The organism is Gracilimonas sediminicola (genome assembly GCF_024320785.1).
Taxonomy (GTDB): domain Bacteria; phylum Bacteroidota; class Rhodothermia; order Balneolales; family Balneolaceae; genus Gracilimonas; species Gracilimonas sediminicola.
On sequence record NZ_JANDBC010000001.1, the window covers coordinates 1,966,972 to 1,986,138 of the forward strand.

Below are 19,167 nucleotides of genomic sequence, written 5' to 3' on the forward strand. Positions count from 1 at the left end.
GATTATCATATTGTAAATCTAACACCTATGCCTGATTTATTAATACAAAACATATCGCAAATTGCTACGCCCAAACCCGGGGTAACCCGCGGGTCGGAATTGCGCAGCCTGAATGTAATTGAAAATGCCTCGATATTTATATCTGATGGCGTGATTCAGGCTATCGGGCCACTTTCGGAGGTATTGAAACAAGTGGAAGGGCACCCGGTAATTCTGGATGCGGAAGGCAAAGCAGCCGTGCCGGGCTTTGTGGACTCCCACTCCCATTTGGTGTTTGGGGGAAATCGGGCTGATGAATTCGCCATGCGTTCGGCGGGTATGAGTTACGAAGAAATTGCCGAACAAGGCGGTGGAATTGTATCGACGGTAGAGGCCACTCAACTGGCAACCAAAGAAGAGCTAAAAAACATTGCCCGCATTCGTTTGCAGAAAGCGTTGAGGCAAGGCATCACCACCATGGAAATAAAGAGTGGTTACGGGCTGAACCTCGATAACGAGCGCAAGATGCTGGAAGTAATCAACGAACTGAAAGAAGAGCAGCCTATTGAACTAAAAGCCACCTTTTTGGGAGCTCATGCGGTTCCCAAAAATTCTACCAAAGAGGAGTATGTGGAAGAGGTGCTGAATATGATCCCGGAAATTGCCGAACTGGCCGATTACTGCGATGTGTTTTGTGAAGACGGCTATTTTACAAAAGATGAGTCCAGAAGCATACTGGAAAAAGGGATGGAGCATGGACTCAAACCTAAAATTCACACCAATCAGTTCAATGATATCGGTGGGGTGGAAATGGCCCTGGATTTGGATGCTGTCTCGGTAGATCACCTGGAAGTGCTGTCTGACGAAGATGTAGATCGCATCGCCGGATCTGATACGGTAGCCACTATTCTGCCCGGAGTTTCCTACTTCCTCAACATCCCCTATTCCCCGGCGCGTAAGCTCATTGACAGGGGCGCACTGGTAGCCCTGGCTACGGATTTCAACCCCGGTTCATCTATGACTATCTCCATGCAGCTGTTGATGAGCATGGCTTGTACGAAAATGGGGATGTCGGTAGAGGAAGCGCTAAGTTGCGCCACCCAGAATGGAGCCAAAGCCCTGGAAAGGAAGAAGCTGGGCTGTATTGCTCCCGGTTTCCAGGCCGATATCCTGTTGCTCGATACGGATAATTACAAAGACCTTGCTTATTTCTTTGGGGAAAATCACGTGCATACGGTCATCAAAAAAGGAGAGAAAGTATGGGAATCGAGAGGCTGAAAGCTATTCTAAAACCGGTTTCCAAATCGCTTAAGTCAATGCGCTCTCATGATCCAAACGACCACTGGCTGGTTCAGGAGATGTTGTTTGACGCGAACGATTACGACCAATCAACCCACGTGTTGATTGGCTGCCCGCAACATGAAGGAGTGTTGAGAAACAGTGGAAGAACCGGAGCCGCAGAAGCTCCCAATAAAATCCGTGAGCAGCTGTTTAAGTTACAGGTGAAAAAGGACACCGCCATCCGGTTATTTGACGCCGGCAATGTGAGTACTGATTTATTCGATTCTTCAGAAGTCACCGACTTTCCCGACCTTGATCAAAATCCGGATGTATTGGAAGAAATTCACAACAGGTTAAGCACGGCTGTGATTGAATTTTTGCGGGACGGCAAGAAGGTGATTGTGCTGGGCGGGGGGAATGACATTTCCTATGCGGACGTAAGAGCACTGGCCGAAACGAGCAGGGAAATTTCCGCCATCAATATCGATGCCCATCTGGATATGCGCGAGGCCGATGAAATGACCAGCGGCACACCTTATCAAAAACTCATTGACGACCATTATTTGAGTCCCCATCGACTTTATGAGTTTGGGATACGGCCGGAATCCAACGGAGCTTTCTATATGGATAATGCGGACAAACTTGGAGTGAATGTCCATCTGTTGGCTGATATTCTGCAGGAAGGAGTAAGCCCGGCCTTTCAGCATATTCTGGGGCAAATCGGGCAGCGGCCTTTCTTCCTTGGCTTGGATATGGATTCCAGTCAGGCTTCGGATGCCCCGGGCGTAAGCGCATCTTCTCCGGTTGGATTTTCAGGAAGGGAAGTGCTGGAATGTATTTATCAGGCCCGACAAAAAGAAAACCTGAAGGTATTTGAAATCACGGAAGTGAATCCAAAATACGATATCGACAACCGCACGGTGAAGTTAGCTGCGCAGTTTGTTTATAAGTTTATATTTGGATAATTGTTAAAATTAGGATTTTTAGATAAGACGAACGTAATAAGTTGTTTGGGGTATATAATTTTCATTATTTGTCACTAATTCTCGGATGTGAGAAAAAAAATAAACTTTTTTATGAACCCGAATGTTAGTATCATAGAATCGAAGAAAATAAGACCTGCCACGCCTCTCCATAGTGACGCGCACCCGGGCGGGTTTTTTATTTTATACAACTTAGGTTATGCAATTTGATAAATCTCCTCTTAGCATAACGCAACAAGTTGAGCTATTAAAAGATCGGGGCTTGACGATAAAGGATGAAGAAAGAGCTGAACATTATTTGTCATACATCAGCTTTTATCGTTTAAGGGCATATACCTACCCTTTCCAGGATAATGAAGATTCAGATCACCCTTTTATCAAAGACATTACGTTTGATGAGGTTTTGGATTATTACATTTTTGATCGTGAATTACGATTGATTGTTTTTGATGCAATTGAGAGAATAGAAATTGCTTTTCGTACTCAAATAATTTACCAGTGTTGTATGGCTCATCAAAGTCACTGGTATGAAGATGAATCTCTATTTCGTAATTTGCGACACTTTGAGTCAGACTTAAAAGCAATTGATGATGAGCTGAGGCGCTCGGCAGAGGTTTTTATAGAACATTATTACAACAAATATTCAAACCCTGAACGTCCGCCGGCATGGATGACTTTAGAGGTAATATCTTTAGGAACTCTTTCAAAACTATACCACAATTTAGAATTGGGGAAAACAAAGAAGACTATTTCAGGTAAATTCAATTTGGGACATCCATTTATTTTAGAGAGCTGGATGCATGCCATTAGTAATGTTCGAAATATTTGTGCTCATCATGGCCGATTGTGGAACAGGAAGTTGGCTGTGGCTCCAAAACTCCCAAAACTAACATCTCTTCCTTTCATCAGAAATAAAGATATTGACGAGCACAAATTATATGCCTTGCTTTGTTGTATGGCATATTTAATGGATGTAATTAACCCTGATCATCACTTTAAACAACGACTGAAAGATCTTTTTAACCGTTATGAAATGATTGATTTGAAAAAAATGGGTTTTCCTGAATACTGGGAACAAGAAGCACTTTGGAATGGCTGACTTATCAGGCTCGCAATTAATTATATTGCTAAATGATCAATCTATTTCATCTCATCTCTCAGAATGACTAAGGCAAGATTGACCTAATTGAATAGAACACGGATAACGCAGAAACTGCGGATTTTCACAGATATTTACTTTAAAACTGCGAGCATCTGCTCAATCAGTGTCATCCGCGTTCCATAAAAAGTTAAAAGAGACTTACTCCCAAACTACGGTAGTCCCCTCATCTTTGCCGTCTACCACAATCTTTTTCAGGTTGCCTTCCTTGTTCATGTTGAAGACAATGATCGGGGTTTTATTTTCTCGGCAAAGGGTAAAGGCGGTAAGGTCCATAACGGACAGGCGACGTTTCAGCACATCATCGCCGGTAATGGTATCGAATTTTTGAGCGTCTGCATTTTTTTCGGGATCGGAATCGTAGATGCCATCCACGCGGGTACCTTTCAGGATCACGTCACTTTCAATTTCGATGGCACGAAGGGAACCGGCCGTGTCGGTAGTGAAATAGGGGTTTCCTGTTCCGGCTCCAAAAATAACCACACGTCCTTTTTCGAGGTGACGGATTGCTCGGCGACGGATATAGGGCTCAGCGATAGCTTCCATGCGGATAGCACTCATCAGCCTAGTTTGTACATCAATTTGTTCGAGGGCATCCTGCAGGGCCATGCTGTTGATCATGGTGGCAAGCATCCCCATGTAATCTCCCTGAACGCGATCCATGCCCTGGGTGGCTCCCTTCACCCCGCGGAAGATATTCCCTCCGCCAATCACGATAGAAACCTGAACGTCGGCTTCCTGAATAGATTTAATTTCTTTTGCGTAACTACTTAGAATATCGGCATCGATGCCATGCCCTTGCTCACCTAAAAGTGCTTCGCCGCTGAGTTTGAGAAGCACTCTGTTGTATTTATTTCCCACGATTTCCTCGATTAGTAATTATAAGACAAAAAAAAGGCTGTCAATTTTGACAGCCTTAATGTAAAGAAAATTTATTAGTCGTTTTCGCCCAGTTGCAGCCGGTGAAAGGATTTCACCAGGGGAGCATCATTCTGCTCCAGGTACTGCTGTACGGAAACGCTGTTATCTTTAACAAACTTCTGCTCCAGAAGAACACGTTCTTCGTAGAAACGGCGAAGTTTACCTTTGGCAGCTTGCTCAGCGATGTGCTCAGGCTTGCCTTCGTTCAGAAGTTGTTCTTTGGCGATTTCAAGCTCTTTCTCAACCAGAGAAGAATCAACGCCGTCTCGGGTAACAGAAAGAGGCTTCATAGCTGCAACCTGCATGGCTACATCTTTACCGATTTCTTCGTCGGTAAGGTCGCCATCAAATTCAGCCAATACGCCTAACTGGTTTCCGGGGTGGATGTAAGAAATCAGTGTGCCTTCAGTTGTGGCCAATATCACATTGTTGATTTCAATTTTCTCACCGATTTTACCCACCATCTCTTCCAGGTGCTTTTCAATAGTCAATCCATCAAGCTCAATCTTCAGAAGATCGTCAGCATTATCGATGTCATTTTCGAAAGCAGCGTTCAGGAACGACTCGGCATCATCCTGGAATTCCTGATTTCGGGCTACAAAGTCAGTTTCACAGTTGATTTCAAGCAGAGAAGCTTTGGTTTTATCATCGTTGATGCGGCTCAGGATCAATCCCTGGTTAGCTTCACGATCAGATCTCTTTTCAGATACTTTTTGTCCTTTTTTACGAAGGATTTCAACAGCACGGTCAAAATCACCATCTGCTTCAGAGAGGGCTTTTTTACAGTCCATCATACCCGCTCCGGTCATGTCACGAAGTTTTTTTACGTCAGCAGCAGAAATGCTCATTATTCTGAATAGTATTTTTGGTGTTGGAAATTTTTATTCTTCTTCATCATTGCTGTCAGCATCCGCTTTCGCTTCGGCTTTTTCAGCTTTGTTGTCGTCTTTCTTGGAAGACTTTTTCTTGCGGCGGGAACGTAACTTGGTTCCTTTAGCAGCGTCTTTAACGTCAACGTCATCATCTTTATCGTCGCCTTTGGCTTCAGCAGCAGCTTGCTCCATTACGTCTTCTTCCTGCTGTGCTTCACGCTCAGCTGTACCTTCAATAATAGCATCGGCAACCTGAGTTGCTACCAGCTGGATGGTACGGGCTGAGTCATCGTTACAAGGAACGATGTAGTCAGGGATATCCGGATCACTGTTGGTATCAACCATAGCAATGATTGGGATGTGGAGTTTAATTGCTTCGCTAACGGCAAGGTGCTCTTTAATAATATCTACCACAAAAATGGCACCGGGAAGGCGACCCATGTTTTTGATACCGCCAAGAGTGTCATTCAGTTTGTCCTGCTCGCGTTGCAGCATCAAACCCTCTTTCTTGGTGAGTTCTTCAAACGTACCGTCAGTCTTCATGCGCTCAATTTCCTCCATACGGGAAATACTTTTACGAACGGTACTGAAGTTGGTAAGCATACCACCTAACCAGCGATGCGTAATGTGTGGCATTCCACAACGTAACGCTTCAGTTTTGATGATTTCGGTAGATTGCTTCTTGGTACCTACAAAAAGGATAGTTTTACCGGCACGAGAAAGTTTTTGAACTTCGTCGAGGGCTTCCTGTAAATATTTCTGAGTTTTCTTCAGGTCAATGATGTGAATCCCGTTTCGTTGCATGAAGATGAAATCCTTCATTTTTGGATTCCATCGACGGGTTAAGTGACCGAAGTGTGCGCCTGACTTAAGCAGGTCTTGTATTGATGCAGCTTTTGGCATTGTAATAAGTATGTAAGTTTAGGTTAATCCTCTGTGTGGGTCATTCCCGAACGTTAATCCTGAGTCAATTAAGCTCAGGACACCAAACGCAGGGTCGCCACACATGTGTGATTGTGTTTGAAAAAAATTGGTCGCGTAAATATTAACGCTTAGAGAACTGGAATTTCTTACGAGCTTTAGGCTGACCGTATTTCTTACGCTCTACCATTCTGTCGTCTCGGGTAAGAAGTCCGTGTCCCTTAAGAACATCGTGAAGGTCTTCATTCTCTCCGTCCAAAGCACGTGCAAGAGCATGAGAAATAGCACCGGCTTGTCCGGTACTTCCACCACCGCGAACGGTGATTTTGATGTCATACTTGCCTTCCGTTTCAGTAACGCTCATTGGAAACAGCGCAATGTTACGGCGTGCTTTTACCGGAAAATATTCTTCAATGGGTTTGTGGTTGACGAGAATGTCGCCTTTACCCGGTTTGATGTACAAACGGGCCGTTGCAGTTTTTCGTCGTCCTATGTAATTCGCTTGTGCCATTATTGATTAAAGCTCAATGATTTCTGGTTCTTGTGCAGTATGCGGATGTACGGGGCCTGCATAAACTCTCAAGTTGGTGGCAATTTTATTGCCCAACTTGGTTTTAGGAAGCATGCCCTTCACAGCAGTAGTTACCAAAGAGGTTGGATCTTTCTCCAACATTTCGGCTGCTGTTTCAAATCGCTCTCCGCCCGGGTAAAATGTGTGACGGAAGTATGTTTTGTCCGTCATTTTCTTACCAGTCAGCTTCACCTTTTCAGCATTGATAACGATTACGTTATCACCTGTATCCATATGTGGGGTGAAGGTAGGCTTGGTTTTACCTCTCAAAATTTTTGCTACTTCGCTACTCAGGCGACCCAATGGCTGATCTTCAGCATCAATGAGTACCCAGTTCTTTTCAATATCACTGGGTTTGGCCGAGTATGTTTTAAAACTTAATGTGTCCACGATTAAACTCTTTTATTTCGTCAAATTGGAAAGTCGAATAAGATAGAAGTAATTCTTGTAGATATCAATATCAAAAAAGCAGAAATGTTCACTTCTTTGAGTGAAATCCAAAAATAACCATTTTCCCGGCAGCACATCAAAAGTGAATAGCATTGATACCTGCATATTCATGTTAAATTATTGTATCTCTGATTACAATTAAATACTATCACGGCAGTACGATTGATTATGAAGTTTAAGCGTCCAAAAAACATACATATGAATAAAGTCTCATCGGTTCTTTTTGCCGCCGTTTGCCTCTTCCTTTTTTGTGCTGGCTGTGAGCAAACGTTCCAACCGCTGGATAAAACGGACGATGTGTTTACCATTTACGGGGTGCTTGATGTGCACAGCGACACCCAGTGGGTGCGGGTGATGCCCATCGGTGAAACCTACCTTCCGCAGGATCCTTCGATCGGATCAAGTGAAGTACGCCTTACCCGCGAAGCGACCGGAGAGACGGTAACTCTTAACGATTCACTTTTTAAGTTTAGCGGGGACACCTACGTTTGGAATTACTGGCTGCCGGATTCCGTCTTTACCAATGAAGTATATACCCTCGTTGCTGAAAACGAGGAGGGCGAGCAAAGCAGGGTTACCCTGGAAACCCCCTCTCCTCTGGAACTTCCTGAAGTTGAAAAGCGGGGTGGAGAAACCCGGATCTCAGGTCCGGCAGCAGATTCGTTGGTGGTAGCGTCCGTGAATTACCTGGTTCAGCCGGTTACGGATATGGGCTGCGGTCAGGAGGTTGAGATTTCAGTCTCGCAACTGGATCACACCTTATTAAACTCAGAAGGTGGTTATTTCTTCATCGTTCGCGGAAGCTCTGCCATCGTAGATGAACTGGGTACAAGTAATTTCATCGTAAACAGAACGTCGGTGGAAGTTGTGACGGCTACCGACAGCTGGCCCGATGCGACAAGCCTGGAGGACATCGAAGTGGCTCTGCCGGAAGTGGTCTCAAATGTTGAAAACGGAACGGGAGTTCTGGCGGGTGTAGCACGGCGTGAAGTTATCCTGACTCCACGGCAACCCCCGTGTAAAAACGAAAAGTAAAAATATCCAACGCATAAAAGGCTAATTAACTCAGCTCAATACACAATGTCGGAACTGAAAAAAGGTATTTTTCTATTGTTTATTCTGCTTCCCCTGAAAGAAGTTTATGCCCAGAATAATGCGGTAAGGGGTATTATTTCAGACCGGGGAACCGGAGAGGCTCTGATAAGTGCCACCGTTTCAATCCAGACTTTCTCCGGGGAGATAGTGAAGGGTACGGTAACGGATAACAACGGGCATTACCAGATAAACAACATTGACCGGGGAGATTATATTTTCAAGGCGAGCTATGTGGGGTACCAAACCTATACCGATACCATACGGGTAATTAATTACGGAGGGGCCATTCTTAAAAACATAACACTGAGTCCTTCCAGTGAGGAGCTTGGAGAAGTAACGGTTTCTGACCGAAGTCGGGGCGATAATGCCGGACAAACCCGTATTCAGCCCGAGACTATTGGCCGGGCACCAACACCGGCGGGCAGTGCAGATTTAGTGAGCTATATTCAAAGTCAGCCCGGCGTTTTGGCTACCGGAGACCGGGGCGGTCAGCTTTTTGTACGGGGAGGTACTCCTTCTGAGAATATGGTGCTGATGGACGGTACCCTGATTTATCAACCTTTTCATATTGTCGGGTTTTTCTCGGTATTTCCGGAAGACGTAGTTTCTTCAGCCGATTTTTATGCCGGTGGATTTGGCCCCAAATACAGTGGACGGTCTTCATCGGTTATGGATGTGAGGCTGAAAAACGGGAATTTGTATGAGACCGGGTGGTCGGCATCGGTGAGTCCCTTTATTTCTGATGTATTTGTGGAAACGCCGATTAAAAAAGGGAAAAGCTCGCTGCTTTTTTCCATGCGCGGTTCTTTAATTGAGGAAACGAGCGATGCGTATTTACAGGAACAGCAGCCGTTAAAGTTTAACAGCCAGCTGATGAAATTTAACAGCACCACCAACGAAGGTCTTGGCTGTTCTGCTCTTTTAATGCGAACCTACGACCGGGGCAAGCTCAATTTTGATTCGGATCAATATTTTAAATGGAGCAATGTAGTTGCCGGAACCCGCTGCTTTGGAACTGCCCAGGAATCCTCCCTTTCATTTATGGAGCTGAATTTCGGCCTTTCCAACTTTAATAACGAAGCGGGCGGTGGTGGCGGAGGGCGCAGAACGTCCAACATCTTCAAATCGAATCTGGATCTCAGTTTCGTTAACTATGTGAGCGATATCAAAATTGAGTATGGTTTCTTTGCTAACTATCGAACGGTGAACTTCGACATTCTGAACAGATTCAACTCTTTAGATGCGAACGAAGAATCATTTTTAACAACCGGATTATATTTGGAAAGTGAGGTTCCGGTAGGGAAATACTTATCCCTGAAACCCGGACTTGTTGCCAATTCATACATGATCAGGCTTGACGGTACCCTTGAACCCCGGTTTCGGTTCTCTTTAGACTTCACGGATGTTTTTAACGGGGAATTTCATGGAGCAGCGGGCGTGTATCTTCAGCCTTTAATTGGTTTGGCTGATTTACGAGATGCCGGCACCGCTTTTACAGCCTGGATGTTGCCACCCGGTTATGAAACCACGCTCAGAACCACCCATTACTTGATTGGGTGGAGACAAACGGTGACTTCCGGTTTCGACTTCACCGTAGAAGGCTACTTCAAAACCATTGAGGATACTCCGATTTCAGTGTGGAACCCCGTAGCACAATTTACAACCGAACTGGAATACGCCGATGGTACGGTACGTGGAATTGATGCCCGGCTTAATTTCAGTCACAAAGCTTTTTATGCGGCCGTGGGTTATGGCTATTCAATCACAGAATATGAAACTTCTCAGGATCACTTTGTGCAATGGTTTGGCAAAGAGACGCAGAGATACAACCCTCCTCATGATCGTCGCCATCAGTTGAATGCACAGCTTGGTTTTGACTGGGGTAATTTTTCAGCCAATCTGAACTGGATTTACGGCTCGGGCTTACCCTACACTCAGCCTAAAGGATTCGACAGCTTTTTTAATTTAGATGAAGGAGTTCCGGAAGTGAAAGATGAATACGGAACGCCAAGAATACTTCTTGAAAAACCTTTTCAGGGGAATATGCCCGATTTCCACCGGTTTGATGTATCGCTCCAGCAGCAGTTTCAGCTTCCCTCAGCTAACCTGAATGTACAGCTTGGGGCCATTAACCTGTACGATCAACAAAACTTATTCTATTACGATGTGTTCTCCCAGAGAGGAATAAATCAGTTACCCATCGTACCTTATGTAGCCTTGAAGGTGGAGTCAAAATAAGCTTCATCTCCTTAGCGAGTTTTTTCTCATTGCGGCGCTCTGCGGCGCAATGCCCACCCGAGGCTCTGCCTCAAATTCTGCATTCATATCTTTACACTATTTCCCTGTTAACTAACTTGAGGCGGAGCCTCACAATGAGGTTCCGCAGCGGAGTGGCGGAACCAGTCTAAATGGTAAAGTTGAATCTATCATCACATTCAATAAATCTCATAGATACTTGATAAAGACAAAGCCCAAAAAGATTTGTACCTTTGGGCATTAGGAGAAAGAAAATCTAAATCGAGTAAAAAATGAGCGACAAACTGAAGCAAACCAGAGTTGAATTTGAAACCGGTTCGGGCAAAGCCTACCTGCACAGCCTCCCAAAACTGAAAGAACTGGGTTATAAGAGTATTGACAAGCTCCCCTTCTCTGTAAAAATATTGTTGGAAGCCGTACTCCGCGAATTTGACGGATACGCTGTTACTGAAAAAGACATTGAAGCACTGGCGAATTATAATGCCAAAGATCCGCAGGGCGAAATCCCTTTTAAACCATCTCGTGTGGTGCTGCAGGATTTTACCGGCGTTCCCGCTGTTGTTGACCTGGCGGCTCTCCGGTCTGCAATGAAACGAATGGGTGGTAAAGCTACAGACATCAACCCGCAAGTACCTGTAGATCTGGTGATTGACCACTCTGTGCAGGTTGATATGTTTGGGCAAGATGCCGCGCTGATGTTCAACGTGGAAAAAGAAATGGAGCGTAACAACGAGCGCTACGAATTCCTGAAATGGGGTAAAGAAGCTTTTGATAATTTCCGTGTGGTACCTCCGGGGCGTGGAATTGTTCACCAGGTAAACCTTGAGTATTTAGGCCGCGGTGTTTTCACCCGAAAAGAAGAAGACGGAACAACAACGGCATATCCGGATACGCTGGTGGGAACTGATTCTCACACAACTATGATTAACGGACTCGGTATTCTCGGCTGGGGTGTTGGCGGGATTGAAGCGGAAGCTGCCATGCTTGGCCAGCCTATTTCCATGCTGGTTCCAGAAGTAACCGGAATGAAACTGACCGGAAAACTTCGTGAAGGTGTAACGGCTACCGACTTAACACTGACGGTAACCCAAATGCTTCGTGAGCACGGCGTAGTAGGTAAGTTTGTAGAATTTTACGGCGACGGGCTCAGCAATATGAGTCTGCCCGACCGTGCTACCATCGCAAACATGGCTCCTGAATACGGAGCAACCATGGGTTTCTTCCCAATCGACAAAGAGTCGTTGCGGTACATGAGAAGAACCGGCCGTTCGGAAGAGTTGGTGCAACTGGTTGAAAATTATACCAAGGCACAGGGCTTATTCAGAACGGATGACACTCCGGACCCTGAATTCTCTTCAACCCTCGAACTTGATTTGAGCACTGTTGAGACTTCCCTTGCCGGACCAAAACTTCCTCACGACCGAATTACCCTCGGTAATATGAAGAAGGCTTTTGAGAATTCATTGACCAGCGACAATCCAACCATGGGTTTCAACCTTGCCCAGGAGAAGCTGGCCAACAAAGGCTTGTACAAAAACGGGCAGGAAATTGAGATGAAGCACGGTGATGTGGTTATTGCCGCGATTACTTCCTGTACCAACACTTCCAACCCAAGCGTAATGCTGGGCGCCGGTATTGTAGCGAAAAAAGCATACGAAAAAGGTCTGGAAGTACCGGCTTATGTGAAAACATCCCTTGCTCCCGGTTCACGAGTAGTAACTGAATATCTGAAAGAAGCAGGCTTGACCGAGTACATGGATAAGCTTGGTTTTAACCTGGTAGGATACGGATGTACAACTTGTATTGGTAATTCAGGTCCGCTGCCCGAGCCGGTTGAAAAAGCCATCAAAGAAGGCGACCTGATTGCAGCCGGTGTACTTTCCGGAAACCGTAACTTTGAAGGCCGAATTCACCCTTGGGTGAAAGCGAATTACCTGGCTTCACCTCCACTGGTAGTAGCTTATGCACTGGCCGGAAGTGTGGATATTGATCTTGCTACCGAGCCTTTAGGCAAAGACAAAGACGGCAATGATGTATATCTGAAAGACATCTGGCCAACAACGGCTGAGATTGCAGAACACCTGGATGCAGCTATTCGTCCGGAACTCTTCGAGAAGATGTACGGCGACATTTTTGAATCCCCAACCTGGGAAGAAATCCCGGTATCCGGTGGCGACTTGTTTAACTGGAGTGAAGAATCAACCTACATTCAGGAACCTCCATTCTTTATGGATATGAATGAAGAGCCGGAGCCTATCAAGCCTATTAAAGGCGCCAGAGCCCTGGTGAAAGTTGGTGATTCTATTACCACTGATCATATTTCTCCGGCCGGTAATATTAAAGAAGACGCTCCGGCAGGAATTTACCTTAAAGAGCACGGAGTGGAGAAAAAAGACTTCAACTCTTACGGTTCACGCCGAGGTAATGACCGTGTAATGACACGCGGCACCTTTGCCAACGTTCGGTTTAAGAATCAGCTGGCTCCCGGAAAAGAAGGTGGGTTTACCAAGTATTTCCCGAATGATGAAATCACAACCATTTATGATGCATCGCTGAAATACAAAGAAACAAACACGCCGCTGGTTGCCTTAGCCGGTAAGCAGTACGGAACCGGTTCATCCCGCGACTGGGCCGCCAAAGGAACTGCGCTGCTTGGAATCAAAACGGTAATTGCGACTTCTTATGAGCGTATTCACCGATCAAACCTGATTCAAATGGGTGTGCTTCCCCTTCAGTTTAAAGAAGGCGATAGTGCTGACACTCTTGGGTTAGACGGTTCGGAAACATTCGACATCCACGTGGATGACAATGTGAAGGCCCGTGATGAGATTAAAGTAACGGCAACCAAAACCAATGGTGAAGTTGTTGAATTTATGACCGATTGCAGAATCGATACACCTGTTGAGGTAGATTACTACCGCAATGGCGGAATCCTGCATACGGTATTGCTTGATTACCTCAAGAAAAGTAAAGCAGAGAGCTAATCAAGGCGAATTAATCATTCTAAAAGCACAGAATTTTATTCTGTGCTTTTTTTATTTTCGATAATGTTTATTATTAGAGCAGAAATACAGAGCTGATTACCTGTCTTTTCTCAGCCTCTGATAAGTATAATTTTTCGGGTATCGTTATTAAAAATCAGGACAAAAATATAGTCAGGGAAGGACCTCAGACTCCGGGCCATGAAGCACTTCTTTTGCATGTGGTAGATGGTATAAACCGAACACTGCAACTTAAGGAAGTACTTCGCAAGTGTATGGAGGCCGCCAAGGTTGTGATGAACTCAGAAGCGAGTTCTCTTATGCTTTTGGATGAACTCACCGGTGATTTGAACGTCAGCATTCCAACCGGCCCCGTGAAAGATGAAATTATGGGGATGGCCGTTCCGAAAAGCAAAGGTATTGGTGGATGGGTAATATCCTATAACCAACCTTTCATCTCTAACGATGTGGTGGAAAGCGATATTTTCTGGAAAGATCTGTCCACAGGCTTCACAACCCGGAATATCATTTGTGTGCCTTTGCAGGATAATGAAGGACAGGCATTCGGTGTACTTCAGGCCATCAACAAAAAGGATGGGCAGATGTTTGTGAACGAAGATGTGCCTGTGTTTGAGTCGCTGGCCCTTCATGTTGCTTCCGCCATAGAGCGGTCCAAAAAGTTTGATGAGGTGGAGAGAAAACTGGCTGAACGGGAGGAGGAAATTCTGGACATCCACCGCCGGCTGAATGATAACTTATCTGCAATTTCTGACCTTCTTGAGTTTGACCTGGAGGAAATCAGAGATATTGACTCCCGAAAAATACTGAAGGCTACGAATGCACGCATTAAATCCATGATGAACGTGCAGCCTCTTTTGTCTGAGAAGACGGAATCCGGAACCATCAACTTATCAAAGTACCTGGGACTGATAGCCGGTCAGGTAGAACAATCTTTCGATGATTCAGACGAGGATGTGCGATTGACTTTACGCCTTGAAGACGCACAGCTGGATAGCAGAAGAAGCATGCTTTGTGGTTTAATTTTGAATGAATTGATGACCGCTGCATACAAAAAAGCATCTTCCAGTAAAGAAATAGGAGAGGTAATCGTAAGTCTGAAGCAGACCGGGAAGGAAAAAGTTGTGGTTATTGTGACGGATAATGGCCGTGGAACAGAGGTTATTCAAAAGGATGTTGAAGGAATGAAAAGTCCAAAGGCCATCATTCGAAACCTGGCGGAAAAGCTGGAGGCAGACCTTAGCTACACACAGAACCCTGAAATCGGTTCAACCTCCATTCTTTCATTTCATATTTAAATCCACCAGCTGCCGAGCCCCCGCATTGTAAAAATCTCCGCTACTTTATTCTTGAGTGGTGAATGCAGCATGCCCTTTACAAACAGGTTTCTGAAAACAGGCATCCTTTGTTTTCGTCCCAGTGCCATATTGATTTCCGCTCTTCGTGCCACTTTTTTTGCAATAGACCTTTGATGTTCGGAATACTCCCGAAAGATCTGTTCAGCGATACCAGATTCTTTGTTTTTAATTTGAGCAAAAGAATCAGCGAGCACCCGGCAGTCCAGCCAGCCGAGGTTCATACCCTGACCACCAATGGGGCTTACAACATGAGCGGCATCACCGGCGAGTAATACCCTACCTTTGGCAAAGGTTTCAGCCATAAAATGCTGCACTCCAAAACTGCTGAGCATCGTGCTTTTTATGCCAAATAAGTCATAATCCAGTCTGTCCTGCACCAAAGTAGCGAGCTTTAGCTGACTTGGTTCCGGTATATAGTCATCGGTCTTTACCACCCAGCGTCGCATTCCATTCGGGAGCGGGAAGCATTCAATCAGGCCTTCTTTTAGCAAAAATACAGCCGCATCGGGACCGAAGTCGGTGGTGTCTTCAAAGTCGCCCATGATGTAGGTATCGTTATATCGTTTTCCGGAATAGTGGATAGAGGCTTTTTGGCGGATAGCACTGTTTTTCCCATCACAACCGATGATGTAGTCAGTCGTTATTCGCTGATTCGCTTGCTGATCAATGGAATAGGTGATTTCCACAAACTGCCCATATTCATCGAAGTGTTTTACGGTTGCTCCGGTTATCAAAGCATCTTCATCAAGTTTTTGCAGTTCATTACGCAAGATTTTTTCTATGGTGAATTGCGGACAGGCGAGGATATAATTATGAGGCGTCGGGCAGTTTTCGAAGGAGATTTCACCCAGCTTCTGGTCTTTGGTAAGCGCAATTCCTTTCCTGATTTTTAAACCGGCACTTAAGAATTGCTCTGTGATCCCCACTTCATCAAACAGCTCCAGCGATACGGGGTGAATGCCCAATGACCGAGAATCCGGAATGGGTTCTTTTCGTTTTTCAAGTACACGGCATTCTATTCCCTCTTTAATCAGGCAGATGGCCAGGAATAAACCAACGGGCCCTCCACCTACAATTACCACCGGTATGTCAGGCTTAGTTCTTGTCATACTTCAATAATAATCGAAAAGGAAATAAGCGTTGAACCTGCCATCCGGTAGGGGCGACTTCAGCCAATTCCGCCTTGGTGTAACTTCGTTTTATGGAAATCAATCCATCGGGAACAATGAAGGAATTACGAAAAATCAGCCGGGCAAAAGTGGCAAAGAGGCCATAGCCAATATCACTCCGTTCAATATCATTGAAAATGACTTTTTGAAGGGCAAGCGACTTCGCTTCATTCAATATTTGAAGCGTCTGATCTTTAGGCAGGTGATGAAGCACATGATTGGAAATCACGAAATCGTACGAACGGGATTGGGATACCAGATCCGTGGAAGAACAATGCCTGAATGTAACCTGATCAGGAGCCTTCTGCTGCCGGGCAAATTCAAAGGCTCGTTGATCAGTTTCTATAGCTGTGATTTGCAAATCAAGCCCATCCTTTTTGGCCCATTCAGAAAGTTTGAGAGGTACATCTCCGCCTCCAAAGCCGATGTCGAGGAGAGAATAGCTTTCACCTTTTTTCATCAATGGCTGAAGTTCGTTTTTATAAATCCGTTTCCATTGTGACAGCAGCAAATTAATAGTCGCAAACTGCCGATAGGTATTTTCGAGCAGTTGAGGGTCACAATCATCCCGATCCATATATTCAATTAAATCCGGCCGGCGCTTTGACAGAAAAACAGGCATGGATCAATCCTCATCCGGATGATGAACTTCAAAGAGCCCACTTTCAATCGTCAATCCCGGACCAAAAGCCATGGGAAGAACGTACTGTCCGGCTGTTAAATCAGAATCCAGCAGCTTGTTGAGTACAAACAGAACCGTGGCGCTGCTCATATTACCAAACTCGGAAAGCACAGCCCGGGATGCTGATATTTGATGGGGTTTCAGATTCAGGCTGTCCTCAATTTTGTCAAGGATTGCACGCCCACCCGGATGCAAAGCCCAGTAATCGATATCCGCTCTGGAAAGCTGATAAGCCTCATAAAGTGGCTGAACAACAGATTCCAGGTTCTCTTTAATGATGTCCGGCACATAAGTGGAAAGGATCATATTAAAGCCGGAATCACCAATGGTCCAGGCCATATCTTTTTCCCCTTTTGGAGCCAGGGAAGAAGCAAACTTCCGGATTTCAAAGCCTTGCTTTTTGGGTGGTTTTGAAGAGATGATCATTCCTGCTGCCCCATCTGCAAACACAGACCCGGATAGCAAATTGTCGATGTCATTTCTGAACTGAAAGTGAAGCGTGCATAGCTCAGCAGCAACCACCAACACCACCGCATCCGGATCAGCTTTGCAAAATGATTGGGCCATTTTCATGGCCGGGAAGGCAGCATAGCACCCCATAAATCCAACATGAAAACGTTCTGTAGAGGGTTTCAACCGGAGAGCTTTCACCAGTTCATAATCAGGCCCCGGAGCAAAAAAGCCCGTACAGGATACAGTGACTACATGGGTGATTTCTTCAGAAGAGATATGTGGATTGTCAGCAAGCAATTTCCGACCGACATCCACAAAAAGCTTTTTTGATTCCTCTTCATACACCTTGTTTCGGGCGGCTGTTCCTGGCTCGGATTTAGCCTGACCGTTAAAAAACAATCTTCCGTGTTCGTTGGGCTCAAAATCTTGCACCACAGAATGGCGTTTCTCAATTCCGGACTGAGTATAGATGCGGTGAATAATGGCTTCGGTTTTTCGATCCGTACCCACATGCTTTTTCATCACCTCGCGGATATGCTGCTGATCGCTCGAAAAAGGCGGAACTGAAGTGGCTATGTCATGAATGAATACGGGCATATGGTAGGATAACAATTTGGGGATGTTATCCAAACCTTTTGGGGCGGGTCTTCATTCAGTTAAGACCTGGCTTTCGTGAGCTTATTAAACCGGTAGTTATGTAATACAGCTGCTACAGTCAATCCACCGATCAGCCCAATCCATAGTCCTTCCGGGCCATATCCGAGATAAATTCCTAACAGGTATCCGGTTGGAAAACCCACCAGCCAGTAAGAAATAAAGTTCACGATCATGGGAATGCGAGTGTCCTTCAATCCCCGAAGTGCACCAAAGGCTCCCACTTGCAGTCCGTCTGAGATCTGGAAAATAGCGGCCATAAACAGTAAGGAAATGGCAACTGAAGCTACTTCCACATCATCGGTGTAAATGCTGATGATGAATTCCGGTGCCAGGAATAGCAGCAATGCGGTGAGCGTCATCACCCCTGCACAAATGACAATTCCTACAAAACCCCGAAAGCGGGCATTAGTCATAGAACCTTGCCCCAGCGAAAACCCGACCCGTTGGGAAATAGCCATGGAAAGCCCGAAAGGAATCATAAACATGGTAGCTGCTACATTAATCGCAATTTGGTGAGCAGCGGCAGCTTTTACGCTCAGTGTTCCCATCAGCAAGCTGACGGTAGCAAAAAGAAGGATTTCCATAGATGAACTCACCCCATTTGGTACACCTACTTTAATGAGTTCACCAATGTACTTCCACTCAGGACCGGTTGTCCGATCGAAAATATTAAAGCGTTTGAAGGGTTTAAAGGATGCGGTAAAGGCGATGAATACAATGGCCCCGAACAGATTAATGATGGAGGTTGCATAGCCGGTGCCAACCGCTCCCAAAGCCGGGAACCCTAATTTGCCATACATCAGCACATAGTTGGCTCCGACGTTTAAAACCAGGCTTGCCGCGGCAATGTACATAGCCGGCTTGGTAACCGATAATCCTTCACTGAAGTATCGAACACCCGCGTAGGCAAGCAGCGGTAAAACGCCCCAGGAGATGGCTTTGAGGTATCCATCGGCGAGGGGGATGATTTCCGCGGTTACGCCCACCAGGTGCATCACCAGGTCCAGGTTTCGGATCAGGAAAAAAGCGGGAATGGTTAGTAAGATGATGAGCCAGAACATCTGCCGGGCGCTTTTGCCAATTTCCTCAAACTTTCGGGCACCCAGAAATTGAGAAACCACCGGATTGATGGCGATCAGCGTGGCCATGCAAAAAATCCCGATGGGCATATAAATGGCATTACCGATGGCGACGGCAGCAAGATCGAGGGCAGACAGGTTTCCGGCCATTACCGTATCGGTAAAATTGAGCCCCATTCGTAAAAGCTGAGTAGCAATGATAGGGCTACCAATAGCTACTAACTTCAGCCCTTCTTTCTTTATATCTTTGCGCGGATTTTTCATAGGAGGAGCGCAAAGGTA

The 19,167-nt window shown here is 45.6% G+C and carries 16 protein-coding genes; 7 read left to right on the forward strand and 9 right to left on the reverse strand.

The genetic code is table 11. The features are described 5' to 3' along the window. Nucleotides 1-27: 27 nt before the first annotated feature. From hutI to NM125_RS08915, 3 genes are all read left to right on the forward strand, one after another. Complete coding sequence (gene hutI / locus NM125_RS08905; protein WP_255134555.1) at nucleotides 28-1,257, forward strand: imidazolonepropionase; 1,230 nt, start codon at nucleotides 28-30, stop codon at nucleotides 1,255-1,257. Then, complete coding sequence (locus NM125_RS08910; RefSeq protein ID WP_255134556.1) at nucleotides 1,239-2,225, forward strand: formimidoylglutamase; 987 nt, start codon at nucleotides 1,239-1,241, stop codon at nucleotides 2,223-2,225. Before hutI ends, NM125_RS08910 begins: the two co-directional genes overlap by 19 nt. A gap of 217 nt (nucleotides 2,226-2,442) precedes the next feature. Beyond that, nucleotides 2,443-3,342: an Abi family protein gene (locus NM125_RS08915; RefSeq protein WP_255134557.1), complete on the forward strand. Its 900-nt coding sequence runs from the start codon at nucleotides 2,443-2,445 to the stop codon at nucleotides 3,340-3,342. Between the two features lie 201 nt (nucleotides 3,343-3,543). On the opposite strand, the gene pyrH is transcribed toward NM125_RS08915, so the two are convergent. From pyrH to rplM, 5 genes are all read right to left on the reverse strand, one after another. Beyond that, nucleotides 3,544-4,263 (reverse strand): UMP kinase, encoded by a 720-nt coding sequence (gene pyrH / locus NM125_RS08920; protein ID WP_255134558.1) that lies wholly within the window; start codon nucleotides 4,261-4,263, stop codon nucleotides 3,544-3,546. 74 nt (nucleotides 4,264-4,337) lie between these two features. Next, a complete protein-coding gene (gene tsf, locus NM125_RS08925) occupies nucleotides 4,338-5,171 on the reverse strand; it encodes a translation elongation factor Ts (protein ID WP_255134559.1) in 834 nt (277 codons plus the stop codon). A gap of 33 nt (nucleotides 5,172-5,204) precedes the next feature. Then, nucleotides 5,205-6,098, reverse strand: coding sequence for a 30S ribosomal protein S2 (rpsB, locus tag NM125_RS08930; RefSeq protein ID WP_349294172.1), 894 nt, complete (start codon nucleotides 6,096-6,098; stop codon nucleotides 5,205-5,207). Nucleotides 6,099-6,240: 142 nt separating this feature from the next. After that, nucleotides 6,241-6,627, reverse strand: a complete 387-nt coding sequence (gene rpsI / locus NM125_RS08935; protein ID WP_255134560.1) for a 30S ribosomal protein S9 — start codon at nucleotides 6,625-6,627, stop codon at nucleotides 6,241-6,243. A gap of 6 nt (nucleotides 6,628-6,633) precedes the next feature. Beyond that, a complete protein-coding gene (gene rplM, locus NM125_RS08940) occupies nucleotides 6,634-7,077 on the reverse strand; it encodes a 50S ribosomal protein L13 (protein ID WP_255134561.1) in 444 nt (147 codons plus the stop codon). A 258-nt stretch (nucleotides 7,078-7,335) separates the two neighbouring features. On the opposite strand from rplM, the gene NM125_RS08945 reads away from it, so the two are divergent. The 4 genes from NM125_RS08945 to NM125_RS08960 all read left to right on the forward strand — a co-directional run bounded on the left by NM125_RS08945 (nucleotide 7,336) and on the right by NM125_RS08960 (nucleotide 14,785). After that, nucleotides 7,336-8,172: a hypothetical protein gene (locus NM125_RS08945; RefSeq protein WP_255134562.1), complete on the forward strand. Its 837-nt coding sequence runs from the start codon at nucleotides 7,336-7,338 to the stop codon at nucleotides 8,170-8,172. A gap of 45 nt (nucleotides 8,173-8,217) precedes the next feature. Further along, nucleotides 8,218-10,470: a TonB-dependent receptor gene (locus NM125_RS08950; protein ID WP_255134563.1), complete on the forward strand. Its 2,253-nt coding sequence runs from the start codon at nucleotides 8,218-8,220 to the stop codon at nucleotides 10,468-10,470. A 290-nt stretch (nucleotides 10,471-10,760) separates the two neighbouring features. After that, a complete protein-coding gene (acnA, locus tag NM125_RS08955) occupies nucleotides 10,761-13,472 on the forward strand; it encodes an aconitate hydratase AcnA (protein WP_255134564.1) in 2,712 nt (903 codons plus the stop codon). Between the two features lie 218 nt (nucleotides 13,473-13,690). Continuing rightward, nucleotides 13,691-14,785, forward strand: coding sequence for a GAF domain-containing protein (locus tag NM125_RS08960; RefSeq protein ID WP_255134565.1), 1,095 nt, complete (start codon nucleotides 13,691-13,693; stop codon nucleotides 14,783-14,785). On the opposite strand, the gene NM125_RS08965 is transcribed toward NM125_RS08960, so the two are convergent. Genes NM125_RS08965 through NM125_RS08980 form a run of 4 tightly spaced genes read right to left on the reverse strand, consistent with a single transcriptional unit; the run spans nucleotide 14,782 to nucleotide 19,149 of the window. Further along, the gene (locus NM125_RS08965) at nucleotides 14,782-15,954 is read right to left on the reverse strand and encodes an FAD-dependent oxidoreductase (protein ID WP_255134566.1); all 1,173 of its coding nucleotides are present in this window, start codon (nucleotides 15,952-15,954) and stop codon (nucleotides 14,782-14,784) included. The genes NM125_RS08960 and NM125_RS08965 overlap by 4 nt on opposite strands. Continuing rightward, nucleotides 15,941-16,636 (reverse strand): class I SAM-dependent methyltransferase, encoded by a 696-nt coding sequence (locus tag NM125_RS08970; protein ID WP_255134567.1) that lies wholly within the window; start codon nucleotides 16,634-16,636, stop codon nucleotides 15,941-15,943. Before NM125_RS08970 ends, NM125_RS08965 begins: the two co-directional genes overlap by 14 nt. A 3-nt stretch (nucleotides 16,637-16,639) precedes the next feature. Further along, nucleotides 16,640-17,746 carry a type III polyketide synthase gene (locus tag NM125_RS08975; RefSeq protein ID WP_255134568.1) on the reverse strand — a complete coding sequence of 369 codons (1,107 nt, stop codon included), beginning with the start codon at nucleotides 17,744-17,746 and terminating at the stop codon, nucleotides 16,640-16,642. Nucleotides 17,747-17,805: 59 nt separating this feature from the next. Then, the gene (locus tag NM125_RS08980) at nucleotides 17,806-19,149 is read right to left on the reverse strand and encodes an MATE family efflux transporter (protein ID WP_255134569.1); all 1,344 of its coding nucleotides are present in this window, start codon (nucleotides 19,147-19,149) and stop codon (nucleotides 17,806-17,808) included. Between the last annotated feature and the right edge of the window lie 18 nt (nucleotides 19,150-19,167).